This is a genomic window from Wolbachia endosymbiont (group A) of Campoletis raptor, assembly GCF_964026755.1.
GTDB classification, from domain to species: domain Bacteria; phylum Pseudomonadota; class Alphaproteobacteria; order Rickettsiales; family Anaplasmataceae; genus Wolbachia; species Wolbachia pipientis.
Genome location: NZ_OZ034695.1, coordinates 266,343 through 283,317 on the forward strand (window position 1 = coordinate 266,343; position 16,975 = coordinate 283,317).

At 33.7% G+C, this 16,975-nt stretch carries 14 protein-coding genes, 1 tRNA gene and 2 pseudogenes; 4 read left to right on the forward strand and 13 right to left on the reverse strand.

Going from position 1 to position 16,975, the window contains the following annotated elements; genetic code table 11:
- Nucleotides 1–29: 29 nt before the first annotated feature.
- The 8 genes from AAGD74_RS01355 to AAGD74_RS01390 form a co-directional block, all read right to left on the reverse strand.
- Nucleotides 30–103: transfer RNA gene (locus tag AAGD74_RS01355), tRNA-Arg, on the reverse strand.
- 13 nt (nt 104–116) lie between these two features.
- Entirely contained in the window at nt 117–932 is an 816-nt protein-coding gene (locus AAGD74_RS01360) for a hypothetical protein (protein ID WP_341810764.1), read from the reverse strand.
- Nucleotides 933–936: 4 nt separating this feature from the next.
- Nucleotides 937–1,545 carry a hypothetical protein gene (locus AAGD74_RS01365; protein WP_015589194.1) on the reverse strand — a complete coding sequence of 203 codons (609 nt, stop codon included), beginning with the start codon at nt 1,543–1,545 and terminating at the stop codon, nt 937–939.
- Between the two features lie 4 nt (nt 1,546–1,549).
- Nucleotides 1,550–2,989: a hypothetical protein gene (locus AAGD74_RS01370; RefSeq protein WP_338482433.1), complete on the reverse strand. Its 1,440-nt coding sequence runs from the start codon at nt 2,987–2,989 to the stop codon at nt 1,550–1,552.
- A gap of 361 nt (nt 2,990–3,350) precedes the next feature.
- On the reverse strand, nt 3,351–5,096 hold the full coding sequence (locus AAGD74_RS01375; protein WP_065094799.1) for a type I secretion system permease/ATPase: 1,746 nt from the start codon (nt 5,094–5,096) through the stop codon (nt 3,351–3,353).
- Between the two features lie 690 nt (nt 5,097–5,786).
- Nucleotides 5,787–6,578 carry a prolipoprotein diacylglyceryl transferase gene (gene lgt, locus AAGD74_RS01380; protein WP_341810683.1) on the reverse strand — a complete coding sequence of 264 codons (792 nt, stop codon included), beginning with the start codon at nt 6,576–6,578 and terminating at the stop codon, nt 5,787–5,789.
- Between the two features lie 6 nt (nt 6,579–6,584).
- On the reverse strand, nt 6,585–7,034 hold the full coding sequence (gene smpB / locus AAGD74_RS01385; protein ID WP_006279384.1) for an SsrA-binding protein SmpB: 450 nt from the start codon (nt 7,032–7,034) through the stop codon (nt 6,585–6,587).
- A gap of 120 nt (nt 7,035–7,154) precedes the next feature.
- On the reverse strand, nt 7,155–10,016 hold the full coding sequence (locus tag AAGD74_RS01390) for an ankyrin repeat domain-containing protein (RefSeq protein WP_341810684.1): 2,862 nt from the start codon (nt 10,014–10,016) through the stop codon (nt 7,155–7,157).
- A 116-nt stretch (nt 10,017–10,132) separates the two neighbouring features.
- Between AAGD74_RS01390 and AAGD74_RS01395 the strand changes: the two genes are divergently transcribed.
- Nucleotides 10,133–10,663, forward strand: a complete 531-nt coding sequence (locus AAGD74_RS01395; RefSeq protein ID WP_077188223.1) for a Na+/H+ antiporter subunit E — start codon at nt 10,133–10,135, stop codon at nt 10,661–10,663.
- Here the strand turns inward: AAGD74_RS01395 and AAGD74_RS01400 are convergent.
- Together AAGD74_RS01400 and AAGD74_RS01405 are read right to left on the reverse strand one after the other, a co-directional pair.
- Entirely contained in the window at nt 10,656–11,072 is a 417-nt protein-coding gene (locus AAGD74_RS01400) for a hypothetical protein (RefSeq protein ID WP_006279382.1), read from the reverse strand. The two genes, AAGD74_RS01395 and AAGD74_RS01400, sit on opposite strands and share 8 nt — an antisense overlap.
- 268 nt (nt 11,073–11,340) lie before the next feature.
- Nucleotides 11,341–12,291, reverse strand: a complete 951-nt coding sequence (locus tag AAGD74_RS01405) for an IS481 family transposase (protein WP_338482200.1) — start codon at nt 12,289–12,291, stop codon at nt 11,341–11,343.
- Between the two features lie 48 nt (nt 12,292–12,339).
- On the opposite strand from AAGD74_RS01405, the pseudogene AAGD74_RS01410 reads away from it, so the two are divergent.
- The 3 genes and pseudogenes from AAGD74_RS01410 to truA all read left to right on the forward strand — a co-directional run.
- Nucleotides 12,340–13,137, forward strand: a pseudogene (locus tag AAGD74_RS01410) (IS66-like element ISWen3 family transposase); the annotation flags it as partial.
- A 111-nt stretch (nt 13,138–13,248) separates the two neighbouring features.
- Nucleotides 13,249–13,371 (forward strand): annotated as a pseudogene (locus AAGD74_RS01415) (IS630 transposase-related protein); the annotation flags it as partial.
- Nucleotides 13,372–13,442: 71 nt separating this feature from the next.
- Nucleotides 13,443–14,180: a tRNA pseudouridine(38-40) synthase TruA gene (gene truA, locus AAGD74_RS01420; protein WP_338482525.1), complete on the forward strand. Its 738-nt coding sequence runs from the start codon at nt 13,443–13,445 to the stop codon at nt 14,178–14,180.
- 79 nt (nt 14,181–14,259) lie between these two features.
- Here truA and dnaN read toward each other — a convergent pair whose 3' ends face one another.
- The 3 genes from dnaN to AAGD74_RS01435 all read right to left on the reverse strand — a co-directional run bounded on the left by dnaN (nt 14,260) and on the right by AAGD74_RS01435 (nt 16,924).
- Nucleotides 14,260–15,417, reverse strand: a complete 1,158-nt coding sequence (dnaN, locus tag AAGD74_RS01425) for a DNA polymerase III subunit beta (RefSeq protein ID WP_236514700.1) — start codon at nt 15,415–15,417, stop codon at nt 14,260–14,262.
- 123 nt (nt 15,418–15,540) lie between these two features.
- On the reverse strand, nt 15,541–16,038 hold the full coding sequence (locus tag AAGD74_RS01430; RefSeq protein WP_341810685.1) for an invasion associated locus B family protein: 498 nt from the start codon (nt 16,036–16,038) through the stop codon (nt 15,541–15,543).
- Nucleotides 16,031–16,924, reverse strand: coding sequence for an RNA polymerase factor sigma-32 (locus AAGD74_RS01435; RefSeq protein ID WP_338482520.1), 894 nt, complete (start codon nt 16,922–16,924; stop codon nt 16,031–16,033). Before AAGD74_RS01435 ends, AAGD74_RS01430 begins: the two co-directional genes overlap by 8 nt.
- Between the last annotated feature and the right edge of the window lie 51 nt (nt 16,925–16,975).

Below are 16,975 nucleotides of genomic sequence, written 5' to 3' on the forward strand. Positions count from 1 at the left end.
AAAATACTATTGTCAAATTTAATTAAAAGTGCGCTTGGAGGGATTCGAACCCACGGCCTTTGCCTCCGGAGGGCAACGCTCTATCCAACTGAGCTACAAGCGCATATATATTTAAGTTATTTAATAGATAAGCCATCCAAGTCAAATTTTTGTTTTGGATAAAGCGTAAACATAATACTCCCATATCCAAAATATACATTTTGAGAATCATTCGCATGCTTTTTTATTGCTTTTTGATCTACGGTCCATACAAAAGTTACATAATTTTCAGTGACTGAGTGCACTTTTAAATCCTTGGTATTTATAAACAGTTTTCCATTTACCCATATTTTCCATGTATCGGGAGAAAGATATAAAATTGAGTCTAAACTCACTACCTTACAGTTGAAATTATCTGATACCTCCTCTTTTACAGCTCTTGAAGATCGTAAATTGAACTTTTCCATTTCATTGACCATTCTATTAACTGGCTCTTCATCAAAAAAAATGCTTTTTACGTTACTATATTGTGACAAAACGTCAAAGTCACTTTCCACTGCTTCTCTTATTATATCGTCCCGATCTGTATAGCTTAGTTTTTGATTGTTGATAAAGAAACACTCTTTTGCACGCAAATTTGCTATATCAATAAAATCGTCGATTTCTTGATTGCCAACTTTAAGAATACTTTCAAAATATCTTTTTTCTATCATCATTCCATACTGAGAATGATGACAAACCATTCCATCATTACCTTGTTTTTCTATATATACGCATAAATTTCCACTATTTAATCCTAATATTTTATGCTCAATAAAATCTTCATTGCCAATATATTGTCGGCAAGAATACTCCTTACAAATTTCTATGCTTTCTATGATATCTTCACAACTGCAATATGCATTAACATTGGAAATGAGTAGCGTAAAAATAAAAAACAGCTTTATGTTCATCACCTTATCTACTTAATATAGTATACCAATCAAAGACTATATTAGCTCTCACTATCTCTATCATATTACCATTCAAAATCTGATTCATAGTTGCAGCATCAATATTTCTCTGCTTATTTAAAATAAGAGATTTGATCATAACATAACCGGGCAGATTTGGAATAGACTGTAGAAATAAAAAAATATGCTTATCGCTGATTGAGCTTAAATTTAGGACCACTTCACTTTTTATTACTTTTGTGCGTTCACTTTTGTTGTGGAGCTCAACTTCTTCGGGTATAGAAATTGATATTTCAGGTTCTAATATATAGTGCTTTTTATATAACTTGCTAAGCTCGAAATTTAAATTTGCAATGTATCTGCTACTATGTAAATTTGAAGAAGAAATTTTTTTCCATAAATCTAGGTTTTTATTTAGAACAACTTCCTTTTTTTGAATTCCAGTAATCTGTAAATTAATAGAACGTATTTTATCAATCGCAATTTGGTTTTTATTATAAATCTTTTCGTTATAGATAACAACATATGTTAATAACCCTATTAATCCAACAGATAATAACAAATACGATATAAACTGAATTGTAGCTTTTCTTTTTAATTGAGAGATAGTCATTAATCTACATTGCCTCTCCTATTTCAACATCAATAGATAGATTTTGCTCTTTAGCAGCAGGTAAGCTAGAAATATTAATGTCATAGGTACGAAAATTATCGTTTAAATTTTTTCGTAGTTTCTCGTATTGATGAGAAATATTTTTACCGGATTGAAAATTAAACTTTAAAGTTGTGGTAATATAACTTTTTGCCTCATTATAATTCCATTCAAATGATCGAAGCTCTATACCTGGTATTTTTAACTTTTCTACATACTTAACTTGTGTAAGAGGAGAGTATTCTATTTTTGATAAAATATTATTGATATTAATAAAATCATAAATTTCATCTATTTTTTTTACATTATAGCTTTGGCTAAGTTTTGTTAATTGGTTATTTAAGGTGTTCTGCTTTGCTGATAAATTATCAGCGACATTGACATTTGAATACAAATTTAGCAAACAAAGGGTGTTTGTTATAACTAAAACCAGGGCGAAGTATAGAAAAATTCGAGGAGAGTTTAAATAAAGGTAATTGAATAGATAAAATTCTTTAGTTTCCTTTGTATTAAAAATAGCTGCTAATTTATTCTTAAAGCTATGAAACAAAATTATGGTATCGCAAAAGTTATCTTTTTCACTTATAGCTAGTTCTGCTCCTAATAGTTTGCCTAACTCATATGGAGTTAATATGTTCACACTGTTCTCTGAAAAATTTATGACTGATAAACTAGCTTTGATATCTTCTGACACTATGATACAAAGGTCGATAGGGTTATTTTTTTCAAACCCAAACTTAGTTAAGGATCGAATAGTATCTTGCACTTCCTGATATATTCCACCAGCGATAATTCCTGGTAAATTATCATTAGTAAATGATGTTAAGCGCGTAAATACCATTTTATTCTCTTTAAGAACCACTTGTCTATAGCCTCCCGTTTTAGTTGCAGCAACTATAATTTTCCAATTATTAGGATCTTTATGTAGAATCTTTTTTGTTATATTACTTATTTCTATAGGAAACATTAATATTCCCTTAAAGTTGGAGCCTATCTCAATAAACACATTCAACCAATATTCTACTAAATGCTTTGCTTTTGATGAAACAAGAAGATAGCACCAGTTTTGATTGAATTTGTTTGGCTTCTCAACCAAAAAAACTGAACTTATGTCATTATTACGAGAAAAATGCTCCATCTTTGTTTTTGCTGATAGATAGGCACTAATCTTGTTTGCCCTTGTAATAAACTGTAGCGAGTAATTTTGATCTGCATGATTAAGCACCAGGTATAAAGGTGCTTTTTTATCTGACGAAAGACATGAAATTAAATCGGAAACTGCTTTATCGTTTTTGCCCTTAACAAAATACCTTTTATTTAAAGTATTATTTTTAAAATATAGTAACATTATGCCTTCTTCTCCAATAGAAAGCATAAACTTACTTTTGGATTTTGAACTAAACATATTAACAAAGCATATACTTATCTAGAATTAAAAAGGCAATTTATTGAAATTCATTAAACGTTAGAGGGAAATATTGTTATAAATTTTCGCAGCAACATTATTTATATTATAATTTTTTTATAAAATTACCACTAATATTAAGTTGTTTAGATAACAAATTAAGAAAATTCATTAAGACGAATTTGTTGTTTTTCAAATTGTAGGTAAACCTAAGCCACTTTAGCTATATCTGCCGATTGACTTTAATTAATAAGAGTTATTAATCTATTTACTATTCTTGTAATATTATTTCTAATGGTAAAGAAATATATATTTTTCTGGAACAGTTGTTATTTCAGATACAGAATTTATTGTAAGTAAACTAACCATTTGCTGAAGAGCGCTCATCTTCTGTGGTACTTGATGATGGAGCAACTAATTTGCTCAAAATCTCATCTTTTGGTCCCATAGCGTAAATGACACCATCTGACATGAGGATCACCTTATCAACTACGGACAATAACGGTAGCTTGTGAGTGATGATAACAGTAGTAGTATTTTGTTTTCTTGCAATGCCAATTGCATTAATTAAGCATGCCTCTCCATTGCTATCTAAGTTAGCGTTTGGTTCATCAAGTACTAAAAGTTTTGTGTGACCATAAAAAGCTCTGGCAAGTCCAAGAAGCTGTTTTTGGCCGCCAGAGAGCGTTACTCCTCCAGGACCTCCTATTGTTGTATCATATCCATTTGGTAAGCTTAGTATTAGTTCATGTATTCCTGCAATTTTTGCTGCTTTGATTATTTCTTCAGGATTTGGATCTGGCCTCATGCGAGCAATATTAGCTTTGACACTAGTGTTAAATAACTCAATATCCTGAGGTAAGTAGCCAACATAATTACCAAAATTTTCTCGATTCCAAGTATATACATCAGCGCCATCTAGTCTGACTACACCAGATATTGGCTTCCATACACCAACAGTTAATTTTGCGATAGTGGATTTACCAGAAGCACTTGCACCAATAACACCAACTACATCTCCAGGATCTATAATGAATGATATTCCTTTTACTGTCGGCTTATTGCTTCCATAAGGAGTAAAAAATACTCTATCAAATTCCAATTTTCCTTCAGGTTCTGGTAGAGCCATCGTTTGCTCTCTTTTTGGCGATGTTAATATAAGTCTTTGTAGCCTTCCATATGACATTCTAGCCTGATTTAAAAACTTCCAAGTATGAACCGCAGCATCAAATGGTGCTAATACTCTACCCATTAAAATTGAAGCAGCGATGATGCTACCGGCAGTCTTATGAGCTGTGATTGCAAGTAATGCACCTGTTCCAATCACTGATATTTGCAGAGTTGAGCGCAAAAATTTAGTGATTCCAGTAATTACATTAGAGCGATTTTGTGCTTTAATTTGCATTGCTCGGTTCTGATCATTTCGTTTACACCAATCAGAGACTATGAATTCTGACATGCCCATAGCTTCAACCACTTCTGCATTTCTTGTTGCAACATCTATAGCATTGATATTCCGTATAGTTTCTTCGTTGGTTTCTTGTAATATTCGTTTAGTGGCAAGTTCATTCCATATTGCCATAGAGACTAATATAATAATTCCAGTAATAGCTATAAACCCCGTGGAGGTATGTATCATGAAAATCACAACAAGGTAAATTAACGACCATGGAGTATCAAACAGTGAGAATATACCATTTCCTGTAATGAAATTTTTTATCACTCCGAGATCTCGTATTGCTTCACCACTTGAAGTTGAGCTCTGCACTGACGTTAGCCTGATTGACCTTACTATCAGATCTGGTGTTGCAGTTTTATCGATCCAATCACCTATTTTTGCCATGGCTAAATATCGACAAGTTTCAAGCATTGCAGAACATGCAAATGCAGATAAAGTGATAATTGTCAGCATAGTTAGTGTTGATACACTTTCGCTCGATATCACCCGATCAAGCACTTGAGAGGTATAAAGTGGTAGGAATAACATTAATAAATTGATTCCCGCACTAAACCAAAAGATAAACCAAAATGCACTTTTGCATTTTTCTAGGCAAATATATAGAGTACTTTGCTTCAATTCTTTTTTTATTGATGGCGTAATTTCCACAATCTTCCTCTTAATTTGATTACATGCACCATATACAATTTTTATTACAAAAATATTAATAACGGTAGTTAGCTTACTTTAAGTGAGTAAAATATTAATATATGTGAATAGGAAATATAAACAATGGTAAAAAGAAGTATAGTTAATATTTCCTTCATTGCCTATAGCGAAGCTACGTCATACCGCGATTCATTCCATAGCTGTACGAACATTCATTTTTGAAGGTAAACTGCACAGCAAATGGTGTCATGAAAGTAGCTGACACTGGGATGGCTTTGTTGCATCGCTACTTATGAAAGGCTAACTATAGTTAGGATTATAAGTAACCTATTGAAAATCTTGTTTTTTTGCAATCAATCTGATCAAATTTAAGAATAGTAATTTATTATTTACATTAATAAATTTAATTCTATTGAAAATAGCTAAAGCATTGAAATTCTTGAATTTTAGCCGGATTAGTGAGTGGTAGTGAAATTTCTTTTACTCAAATTTAGGTATTCACTGACCGTTCTTGTTGTAAATACCAGAATAATAAGCTACTGATATTCTCCACCTTTTTTATCTTTAATCCATCATAGCTAGCGATGCAACAAAGCCCACCGATTCATTCTACTGCAACGCAGAAAATTCGTACAATTGTGCATAATGTGGGGCTTCTGGCTGCATTTTTCTATTGAACTCACCTTTTCTCTATGTGACAGATTTCGTATTAAATTTTAAATTTAATGCGCCTAGATATACAAGCATTCCTAGCAAAACCATAGGTATAGAAAGCAACTGCCCCATAGTTAAATCAAGCCACAAATAGCCAATTTGATAGTCTGGTTCGCGAAAAAACTCAACGAAAAAACGTGCTATTCCATACCACATAACTGCAATACCAGTTAACGCACCGTGATACAGTCTTATTCTAGTTAAGAAAAACAGTGAATTTGCAACTGCAAAAAGTAGCAGTCCTTCAAAAAGTGCCTCATAAAGCTGGCTTGGATGATGCAGCAAATTATCACCACTCTCTGGAAATACCATACCCCATGGCATAGTTGTAACTCTGCCAAATAACTCTCCGTTTATAAAATTGCCTATGCGACCTAAAAATAAACCTATGGGAAATCCGCAAGAAACTAGGTCCAGTGCATAAAATGTAGGGATATTATGTCTTTTACACGAAATTATTACTGCAAGCAAAACTCCTATAGCACCACCATGAAATGACATCCCTCCTTCCCAGGTCTTCAATATCTCAATAGGGTTGCTTATATAAAGAACTGGATCATATATCAATACGTAGCCAAGTCTACCTCCAAGGATAATACCTACAATAGTGGCTGTTAATAACGAATCGTAAAAATTCTTAGTAAATATTTTTTGGTCATCTAGCTTATGTAAATACCAATATGCAAACACTATACCCAAAACGTAGGCTAAGGAATACCAATATATAGAAACAGGACCGATGCTGAAAATTACTGGATTTAAAGACATATTTTGCTATAAATTATTCTTAGACAATCTACTTTTTTCACGATCCCACTCTCTCTGTTTTATGGTTGCTCTCTTATCGTAGAGTTTTTTTCCTTTTACAATGGCAATTTTAGTTTTTGCAAATCCTTTATCGTTAAAATAGACCGAAAGCGGCACAACAGTTATCCCAGCAGTCTTGATTTGACCAATTAGTTTATTTATCTCCTGTTTATGCAAGAGTAATTTACGTTCCCTTTTTGGTTTATGATTTTTTCGGTTCGCAGCTTTATATTCTGCAATATGCATATTGTGCAGCCATACTTCGCTATTCTTTTCAACAACATAGGCGTCGGAAATATTTACTTTTCTTTCTCTTAGCGATTTAACTTCACTGCTTAATAAGACCATACCCGCTTCAAATTCTTCTAAGATGAAATATTCAAACCTTGCTTTCCTATTTTCTGCAATAACTTCCATATTTAAAGATATCTTTAAGCTTCAATATATTACAGAGTTTTTGACTTAATTCATAATAAAACAGTTATCCCAATAAATATAAGGTGCCAGGCTAGTCTGATAGCAACAGGATAACAAAAATCAAGTAAGTACTTCTTTTGCCTTTCCAGATACAAGTTCCTGCTTTACTCCTTTCATTTCAGTTTTAGGCTTTGACATTATATATTGACCAGCACCAACTATGAGCGCAGATCCTGCAGCTAGTCCAATTATTGCTGGTACAGATAGGGCAGTAGCAAATGCAAGTGCAACACCAACTATCACTGCAGTTACAAAACACACAATAACACCTTTTACAATTGCATTTTTTGCAGATTGTTCTTTTTCTTTCACAATTGCATTTTTTCCAACCTGTTTTTCTTCCTTTTTCTCTGGAAGCTGCATTACATCTTTATTTTCAGTAAGATCCTTTGGCGTTTTTTTATTCTCATTTTTTAACGTTTGCTTTTTTTCCGCTTCCTCTAAAAGCTGAATTATACCTTGATATTTAGTAAGGTCTCTTGGCGTTTTTCCATCAACATCTTTTAATGAAGGGTCTGCTTCAGTGTGTAGCAGAACCTCCACCACTTTTATTTTGCCATTTTCAGCAGCAAGATGTAAAGGAGTACGTCTATCACCATTGTTTGCATTAACCTCTGCTCCTTTTGCGATTAGAGTTTTTACTACATCTTCGTGGCCATTTTCAGCAGCAACATGCAAAGGAGTCCATCTATCAGCATCCTTTATATTAACATCTGCTTTCTCAACTAGAATTTTTACTACCTCTATGTGGTTATTTTCAGCAGCAAGATGTAAAGGAGTACGTCTATCACCATTGTTTGCATTAACCTCTGCTCCTTTTGCGATTAGAGTTTCTACTATATCTTCGCGGCCATTTTCAGCAGCAACATGCAAAGGAGTCCATCTATCAGCATCCTTTATATTAACATCTGCTTTCTCAACTAGAATTTTTACTACCTCTATGTGGTTATTTTCAGCAGCAAGATGTAAAGCAGTACATCTATCATCATTTTCTGCATTAACCTTTGCTCCTTTTTTGATTAGAATGTCTACTACATCTTTATGGCCCTCTCTGGCAGCAAGATGTAAAGGAGTACGTCTATCACCATTGTTTGCATTAACCTCTGCTCCTTTTGCGATTAGAGTTTTTACTACATCTTCGTGGCCATTTTCAGCAGCAACATGCAAAGGAGTCCATCTATCAGCATCCTTTATATTAACATCTGCTTTCTCAACTAGAATTTTTACTACCTCTATGTGGTTATTTTCAGCAGCAAGATGTAAAGCAGTACATCTATCATCATTTTCTGCATTAACCTTTGCTCCTTTTTTGATTAGAATGTCTACTACATCTTTATGGCCCTCTCTGGCTGCAAGATGTAAAGGAGTCTCGTCCACAATACCTTCTGCATTAACATCTGCTTTCTCAACTAGAATTTTTACTACCTCTATGTGGTTATTTTCAGCAGCAAGATGTAAAGGAGTACATCCATCATCATCTTTTGCATTAACATTTGCTCCTTTTGCAATGAGAATTTTTACTACATCTTCGCAGCCCTCTCTGGCAGCAAGATGTAAAGGAGTACATCCATCATCATCTTTTGCATTAACATTTGCTCCTTTTGCAATGAGAATTTTTACTACATCTTCGCAGCCCTCTCTGGCAGCAAGATGTAAAGGAGTACATCCATCATCATCTTTTGCATTAACGTTTACTCCTTTATTTAATAGGTTTTTCACCTCCTCCTCATTATTATGTTTAACAGCTGAAAGCAAAGCTTTGATGTTCTCTTGTGCCTTTAATAGAGCTCCTTTTACCACTTCATGGCCTTTTTGAGAAGCAAATGTTAAAGGAGTCCATTTATAATGATCTTTCGCATTAACATCTGCTCCTTTTTCAATTAGAGTTTCTACTATATCTTCGCGGCCATTTGCAGCAGCAAGATGTAAAGGAGTCCACCCATCACTATTTTTTGCATCAACGTTGATTCCTTCTGCTTTTGATAGAACTTGTACTATCTCTTTGTGGCCATTTGTAATAGCAAGATGTAAAGGAGTACATCCATCATCATCTTTTGCATTAACGTTTACTCCTTTATTTAATAGGTTTTTCACCTCCTCCTCATTATTATGTTTAACAGCTGAAAGCAAAGCTTTGATGTTCTCTTGTGCCTTTAATAGAGCTCCTTTTACCACTTCATGGCCTTTTTGAGAAGCAAATGTTAAAGGAGTCCGTTTATAATGATCTTTCGCATTAACATCTGCTCCTTTTTCAATTAGAGTTTCTACTATATCTTCGCGGCCATTTGCAGCAGCAAGATGTAAAGGAGTCCACCCATCACTATTTTTTGCATCAACGTTGATTCCTTCTGCTTTTGATAGAACTTGTACTATCTCTTTGTGGCCATTTGTAATAGCAAGATGTAAAGGAGCCCATCCTTGATCATTTTCTGCATTAACATTTGCTCCTTTTCCAATTAGAGTGTTTACTACATTTTCGTGGTTCTTTTCAACAGCAAAATGTAAAGAAGTCCATCCATCACCATTTTTTGCATCAACAATTGCTCCTTTTCCAGTTAGAATGGTTACTACATCTTTGTGGCCATAGTGAGCAGCAATATGTAAAGGAGTAATTTTATTATCATGTTCTGCATTAATATCTGCCCCGTTTTCAATCAGAGCTTTTGCTACATTTGCATAGTTCCAATAAGAAGCAAGATGTAACAATTTGACTTTCTTAGAATTTTGACCACAAGATATAGTAAATATGTAATTTATGTCAGATCCACTATCGTTGTCAGGTTTACTCTTTTCCCACTCTTGACATAAATCTGGATCTTCTTCTTGTAACTTAGCTTTTATTTTTTCAACTATATTGTCCTTGCTCAAATCTGAAAGGTCATTTATTTTTTTTAATATTTCCATAAATTTGTCATATTTCATAACTTCCTCACTTAAAAAACATAACTTAGTTGTTATATCTTTCAACATAGAAGTCAAGAACCTAAATATTCGTTATTATCTTTCCTTAAAGAGTCATTTAAGTTATATTACAGACTATGAAAAACCTCAACTTTAGGAAGGAAATCAAGTTTTTTTCTCTGTCATTTATAATTTTATTTGTTCTATGGACTGTATTGTCTGGTTATTTTGAGCCGTTTTTTATTTTTTGTGGAGTGTTTTCCTCTATATTCACATCGTTTATCTTTAGAAGGTTGATAAACGCTGAAAGAGCTCTTAGCCAGATTTTAAATAGTACGAGTAGACTATCGTTTTATAAGTTAGTAAGTTATATACCGTGGTTAATGTACCAAATCATTTTATCAAGTGTTTATGTAACAAAAAAGGTGCTACAACTCAAATCTAAGCTTGAACCGATTATTATCCTAAGAAAATGCAAAGGGCATAATGACGAAAGCATTGCGTTATTTGCCAATTCAGTCACAATCACTCCCGGAACTTTAACTATCAATGTTGAAAGCAAGCAAAAAACGTATTTGTCTACCATATGCTTGATAGATAAAAACCTTGAAAGCGGCATTTCTGAAATAGAAAACAAAATCTTAAAAATACTACGTTCAGTTAAGTAATTGCTTTAAATAAGTTAACAGCATCCTTATATTCCCTTACAAGACTTTCAAGCATTTCTTTTGGAAGGCTATTATTAACAATAGAACATAAATAATTATATAAATCTTCTAACCTTAATATGTTATTTCTCTTCTTGCTGTTAAATTTATACGGAAAAATACCTTCCATAACTTCAATAGTAGTAGCCTTGTTTAAAAATACATTTTCACTTGTCACGCTTATTCTTGCTAAAACAGTGTTAATTTCAGGTTCGTCACTCGTATAAAAATCTGATAGCTGAGTTATTCTAATAACGTACAAAGTTACTATTTTTGACAAGCAATTATCAGCATATTCACAATTTTTTATTACCTCCCACTGAGTAACCTGAGATTTACCTATTTTTGCATTGTTCGGTAATTTACTCATTGAACTTTCTCCATTTAATCCAGTGTAATAAATTATACTAATACTTTGTTAAATAAATAATAACGCGATTACAAAAATATATACTTATAGTGGTATATTATACAAAAATAGCACAATATCTAAGCATTAAAGCTAGTTTTAGCTGGATACATGGGGCTATTCGTTATTTTGTGTTGTCCAGTGAGGTCCAAAATTAGAGGTCCACTTATATAAAGAGTTTAGTCTGCCTTCTTTGCTATAAAATAAGTTTTCCTTTTGAGCTGTTTTGTTAGATGTATGGTCCCAGAGTGTGATGGTGTGGATTTAGTATAAATAATTCTGGAGACTGTGTCCACTGATAACATATAAATTCATAAGGAGTAAGACCCTTAAGAGTTTTGAGTCTCTTTGCATAATTATAAGCCATAACAAAGTTATAAAGGTGTTCTTTAAGTTGCTGGTGCGATTGATAGTAATACTTCTTAACTGTAGCATCCTTTAAAGTTTTATTCATACGCTCGACTTGCCCATTCGTCCAAGGATGGCTAACTTTTGTCAAACGATGTTCAATAACATTCTCTTCGCAAACTCTATCAAATATATGTTGGAAAGCATACTTATGACGCTTCTGGTTTGTAAATTGTATACCGTTATCTGTCAAAATAGTATGGATTTTATACGGTAAAATTCTAATCAAATTACGTAAGAACTCAGCAGCTATGGGTTTTGTAGCACTGTTACACAACTCAACATAGGTAAATTTGGATGTCCTATCAATAGCAACAAACAAATGTAATTTGCCCTCCTCAGTTCTAACTTCAGCAATATCAATATGAAAGTAACCGATAGGATATTGTTTGAATTTCTTTTTTGACTTAACTTCTCCATCAACAGTTGGTAATCTGCTAATGTTGTGTCTTTGTAAACAACGATGCAAGCTAGAGCGAGTCAAATGCGGAATTGTAGACTGCAGAGCGTAAAGGCAATCATCTAGTGGCAGTAGTGTATACTTGCGAAATGTAACTATTATAGCTTCCTCTTCTAGCGTTAAAACAGTTGATCTTGGATGCTTTGGACCCATATCAGCATCTTTCGTAAATGAACGTTTTCTCCACTTAATAATAGTTTTTGGATTAAGGTTATAATGCTTGGAGAGTTTTGCTATGCTCTCTTTTCTATTTTGTATTGCTCTACGAATCGTCTGTGTTGTTTTGGCGCACCCATGTAATATCTGTCCCATAATGACTCCTTAAATGATGATGATAGTATACCATCACTCTCTGGGACCATACATCTAAGCGTCGGTAGCATATCAAATAGTGAACATAGAGTTGCTTCAAAATGCAAAAAAATGTATGAGCAGATCGAACAAGAGATAAGTAGGAGTAAAGTTCTACATATTGATGAAACGAGCCATTATAACAAAGGTAAACTCGCTTGGTGTTGGATGTTTGCAAGCAATACGGCAAGTTTTGTAAAATTTACAGAGTCAAGAGGAATGAAAGTTTTACAAAATAGTAAATTCTGCAATCGCAATAGCTTGGTAATAACTGACAGGTATGCAGCATACAATTATTTTGCCGATAAAAACAGGCAAATCTGTTGGGCACATTTATCAAGAGATTTTGAAAGATTAGCACATAGTTGGAATATTGAAGTTAAAGTTCTGGGTTGTTACTTGAGAAACGTGGCCACTGAATTATTTGCACTAAAAAAAGCTTTACTAAAAAGTGAGATAGATGTTTTGAGGTTTGTCAGACGTGCCAGAAAATTAAGAAAACGTACAAAGTATTACTTGAAGGAGATATCTCGTTTACCTGAAGCAATTGGAGCCTCTCGAGTTGCAAAAAATGTTCTGAGATCTGAAAGAATGATGTGGAAATTTTTAGATGACCCAGAAAATATTCCGCTGACAAATAACCACGCTGAACGGCAAATTCGGCATTATGTCGTTTATCGCAAAAACTCATATTTTACACAATCAAAGCGGGGAAATACATTCCTTGAGCGGATAATTTCATTATACTTAACTTGGAAACAAAGGGGTCTCAATCCTTTCCAAAATCTCCTATCTATTGTTTCTTAAACCACTCTCCTGAACGGATACGCTTGAATTTACTTGTTTCCGGACAACCTCTTATAGCTCTTTTCATAGAAGTCCGGATGTGATAAGGATAGATAATGATAAGGAGGTTGAATGCCAGCAGCATATAGTTATGATTTAAGAAAAAAAGCAATGGAGGCGCTAGACGAAGGAGAAAGCAGAGAAGCAGTGGCAGCAAGATTTAAGATTGGACGAACTACTTTATGGGAGTGGCAGCACTGTAGGCTTGACCATAAATTATGTTAAGATAGAAAATGACTATTTTAGATAGAGCTTGATGTAATGCAGTGCGATACAAAATAACGGTAGAATATAATGGTAGTAATTTCTCTGGTTGGCAAAAACAGCAACACTCTGCTAACTCAATCCAGGAGAAGATAGAAAATGCTATATTTAATTTTAGTGGTGAGAAAGTTACTTTGTACTGTGGTGGCAGGACTGATGCAGGAGTTCATGCTTTAGGACAAGTTGCTCATTTTGATATGGAAAAGGAATTTGAGCTTTATAGAATAAGGAATGCAATAAACTATCATTTAAAATCAATTCCTATGGTCGTGCTTAATGCAGAAGTTGTAGATGATGCGTTTCACGCACGGTTTTCAGCAAAAAAAAGATATTACGAATATAGAATAGTTAATCGCTATGCTCCTGCCGCTCTGGAGACGGGTTATGTATGGCAAGTGTTTAGCCCACTTGATGTAAATATTATGCGTGAAGCTGCTAAACATCTACTTGGAAAACATGACCTTTCAAGTTTCCGTTCAAAAGATTGTCAAGCCGCAAATCCGATAAGAACAATTGATGATATCGATATAATACAAAATGGGAATCATATACACATCAAAATATCTGCTATTTCCTTTTTACATAACCAAGTGAGGATTATTGTGGGTACTTTAGTTGAATTTGGAAAAAATAGAACCAATCCGCAAGAAATGCTAAATATATTAAACCAATGCAAAAGAAGTGCCGCTGGAGTTACTGCACCACCTTTTGGCTTATATTTGGTAAAGATAGATTACTAATTTAATAAAAGCTAGTGAAATAAGTGCCATACCGCCACGGTATCTCCAGATTCCGCTAACAAGCAGCGAGATGACGAGTTTAAGTTCTCATTGGCATTACTACATATAATGCACTTGAATCGTCTTCATCAGTGATAATTGTAGCACTATTACCATCGGCTAAGCTAAACTTACATTTATTTTTTATGCAGGATAGAACATCAAGTAAATAACGCGAGTTGAACCCTATTTCTATAGGGGCTTCATTGTAGTCCACTTCTATGGATTCAGTTGCATCACTGCACTCTTGGGAGTTTGAATGCAGAGTTAGCAGCTTTTCTTGTAGTGAGAATTTAATAGATTTTACTTTATCAGATACAACAACGGAAACTCGATCTATAACGTCTGAAAGTTTTTTACTTTCAATAATCATATGCTTATCTTGAGATGCTGGAATAACTGCTTTATAATTTGGAAAAGTTCCATCTATTAATTTTGATATTAGAATATATTCACCGCATGTAAACTTGATTTTTCTGTCTGAGAGTTTTACTTTAATTTCATTACAATCGTCCAATATTTTTAACAGCTCCATAACAGTTTTACGTGGAATGATCACACCAAATTCGCCATTGATGTTCCCAGGCTTTGGCCTCTTTATACATGATAAACGATGGCCATCAGTTGCAACGCAGTACAGAAATTGCTCATCTGTATGTAGATATATTCCATTTAAATTATACCTTGTATCATCTAGTGATACAGCAAATTTTGTTTTAGTTAATAAGTCTATCAGGTCTGTATTTAGTAGAGTACAATCATGTTTATAATTGTCTTCTTCAAGAGCAGGAAAGCTGCTTGAAACTACATTCGGTAAAGAAAAGTTTGCATTTCCGCAAGACATCAATAATTTTCCTTGGTTGTTTACTTCAAAATTGACATCCAAATCAGCGGGTAACTTCTTCACTATGTCATGTAAAGTATGCGCTGAAATTTTTACTTCTCCTTCTGTTAATACGGTTGCAGCAAGTGAGGCAAACATTGAAATGTCAAGATCAGTTGCCATTAATTTTATGCTGCCGTGTTGTGCTTTGATATTTATACACGCCAAAACATCTATTGCATTACGCCTTTCAACCACTCCACTTACTCTGGATAATGTATTTAAAAGACTTGTGCGGCTCACGCTAAAACGCATCTGCTCGCACACAGAATTTTGCTTTTTGATTTCTGTATCTACACCTGCAACCTCTGACATTGCTAACTCTCAAAAATATATTTTAAATGATATCCACATCCCATATAAAGTAAAGTGCTATTTATCGAAAGGGCAGTCTGTTTTATACTACAACTGGAAAATTACCTATTCTGTTACAATAATTTACTTTGTATGGCATAAATCATGCATTTTTTGATACGCTTTTTGAAAACCAAGTAGGGAATAAGTATCATCAATGGTCACTGTTTTTGTTTTTCCATTAACTACCATTGATAATCCCTGCTTCATTTTTAGAATGAGATCTTGATCTATTTTTGTATGCTCTGCCCACGCAAAACTTCCCTGTATTATGGGCAGTGTATATTTAATTTTTTTGTCGATATTGAGAGCTACAGGCTCCTTATCATACTGAAAACCAGAGGTAACGCTTACCTCATCTGCTTTTTTATCAACATAACTAACCATTACATACGGCTTGCGATTGGTTGTATAATATTCGCTTTTTTTTTTAGGATAGGATATAATATAACATACTTTCTCTCCATCTTCCAATGCAGTATACACGAGCCAATCTTTATATTTTTCCTTCAATTGTACATCACTAACCGATGCAAAAGCGCCTATCGAAAAAAATATTAGAAATATAAAAAAACTACGCATGCAAACCAAATTTCAAACTTTCAGATTGTATATATTGTTTTACCTTAGCCATCGCCTGCTCAGCCAACTGCCTTATTCTTTCTCTTGAAACACAATATTTTTTACTAAGTTCATCCAGAGTTTGAATGTTTTCAGACAAATATCTACTGATAAAAATGTCTCTTGCCCTTTCGTTGAGGCTCGCTAGTGCATTGTTTAAAATTGTTTCTTTTAATTCTTTTTCTTCATGATTCTGATAGGTTACTTCTTGACTGACCAAGTTACATGGGATCATATCTTGTAGCTCCCTTTTAGAGTCATCACCTATTTTTATGCAATCGTTTAGCGACTGATCCTTACAAGCCATACGGTAATTCATCTGCAGAACGTCTCCTTCGGATACAGAAAGCTCATTAGATATTGCTTTTATTTCTTCATTATTTAAGGTTTCCCTGTTTGTATACTGTAAAATTCTTTTTTTTATTTTACGTAAACTAAAAAACAATCTTCTTTGTGCTTGCGTTGTGCCTATTTTCACAAACGACCAAGATTTCAATATAAAGTCTTTTATTGAAGCTTCAATCCACCACACCGCATAAGTTGAAAAACGAAACCCTAAATCAGGATTAAACTTTTTCACTGCATGCATTAAACCCATATTTCCTTCCATGACCAGGTCCATCAACAATAGTCCATAATTTTTGAATTTCATTGCAATTTTCACTACCAAATTCAAATGGCTGGTAATCAATTTATGAGCAGAAGAAACATCCTTATGTTGGTTCCAATTTTTTGCTAATCGTACCTCTTCCTCTTGAGACAGCATAGGAAATTTTTGCACCCTAGCAATATATTGCATGAGATTGGTTCTGCTATCGACACATAAGTTTGCCATTGAGGTCAACATAACAACTTAAATTAAAACTTCATGCATATAATATATTGATTTTCCAGCAAA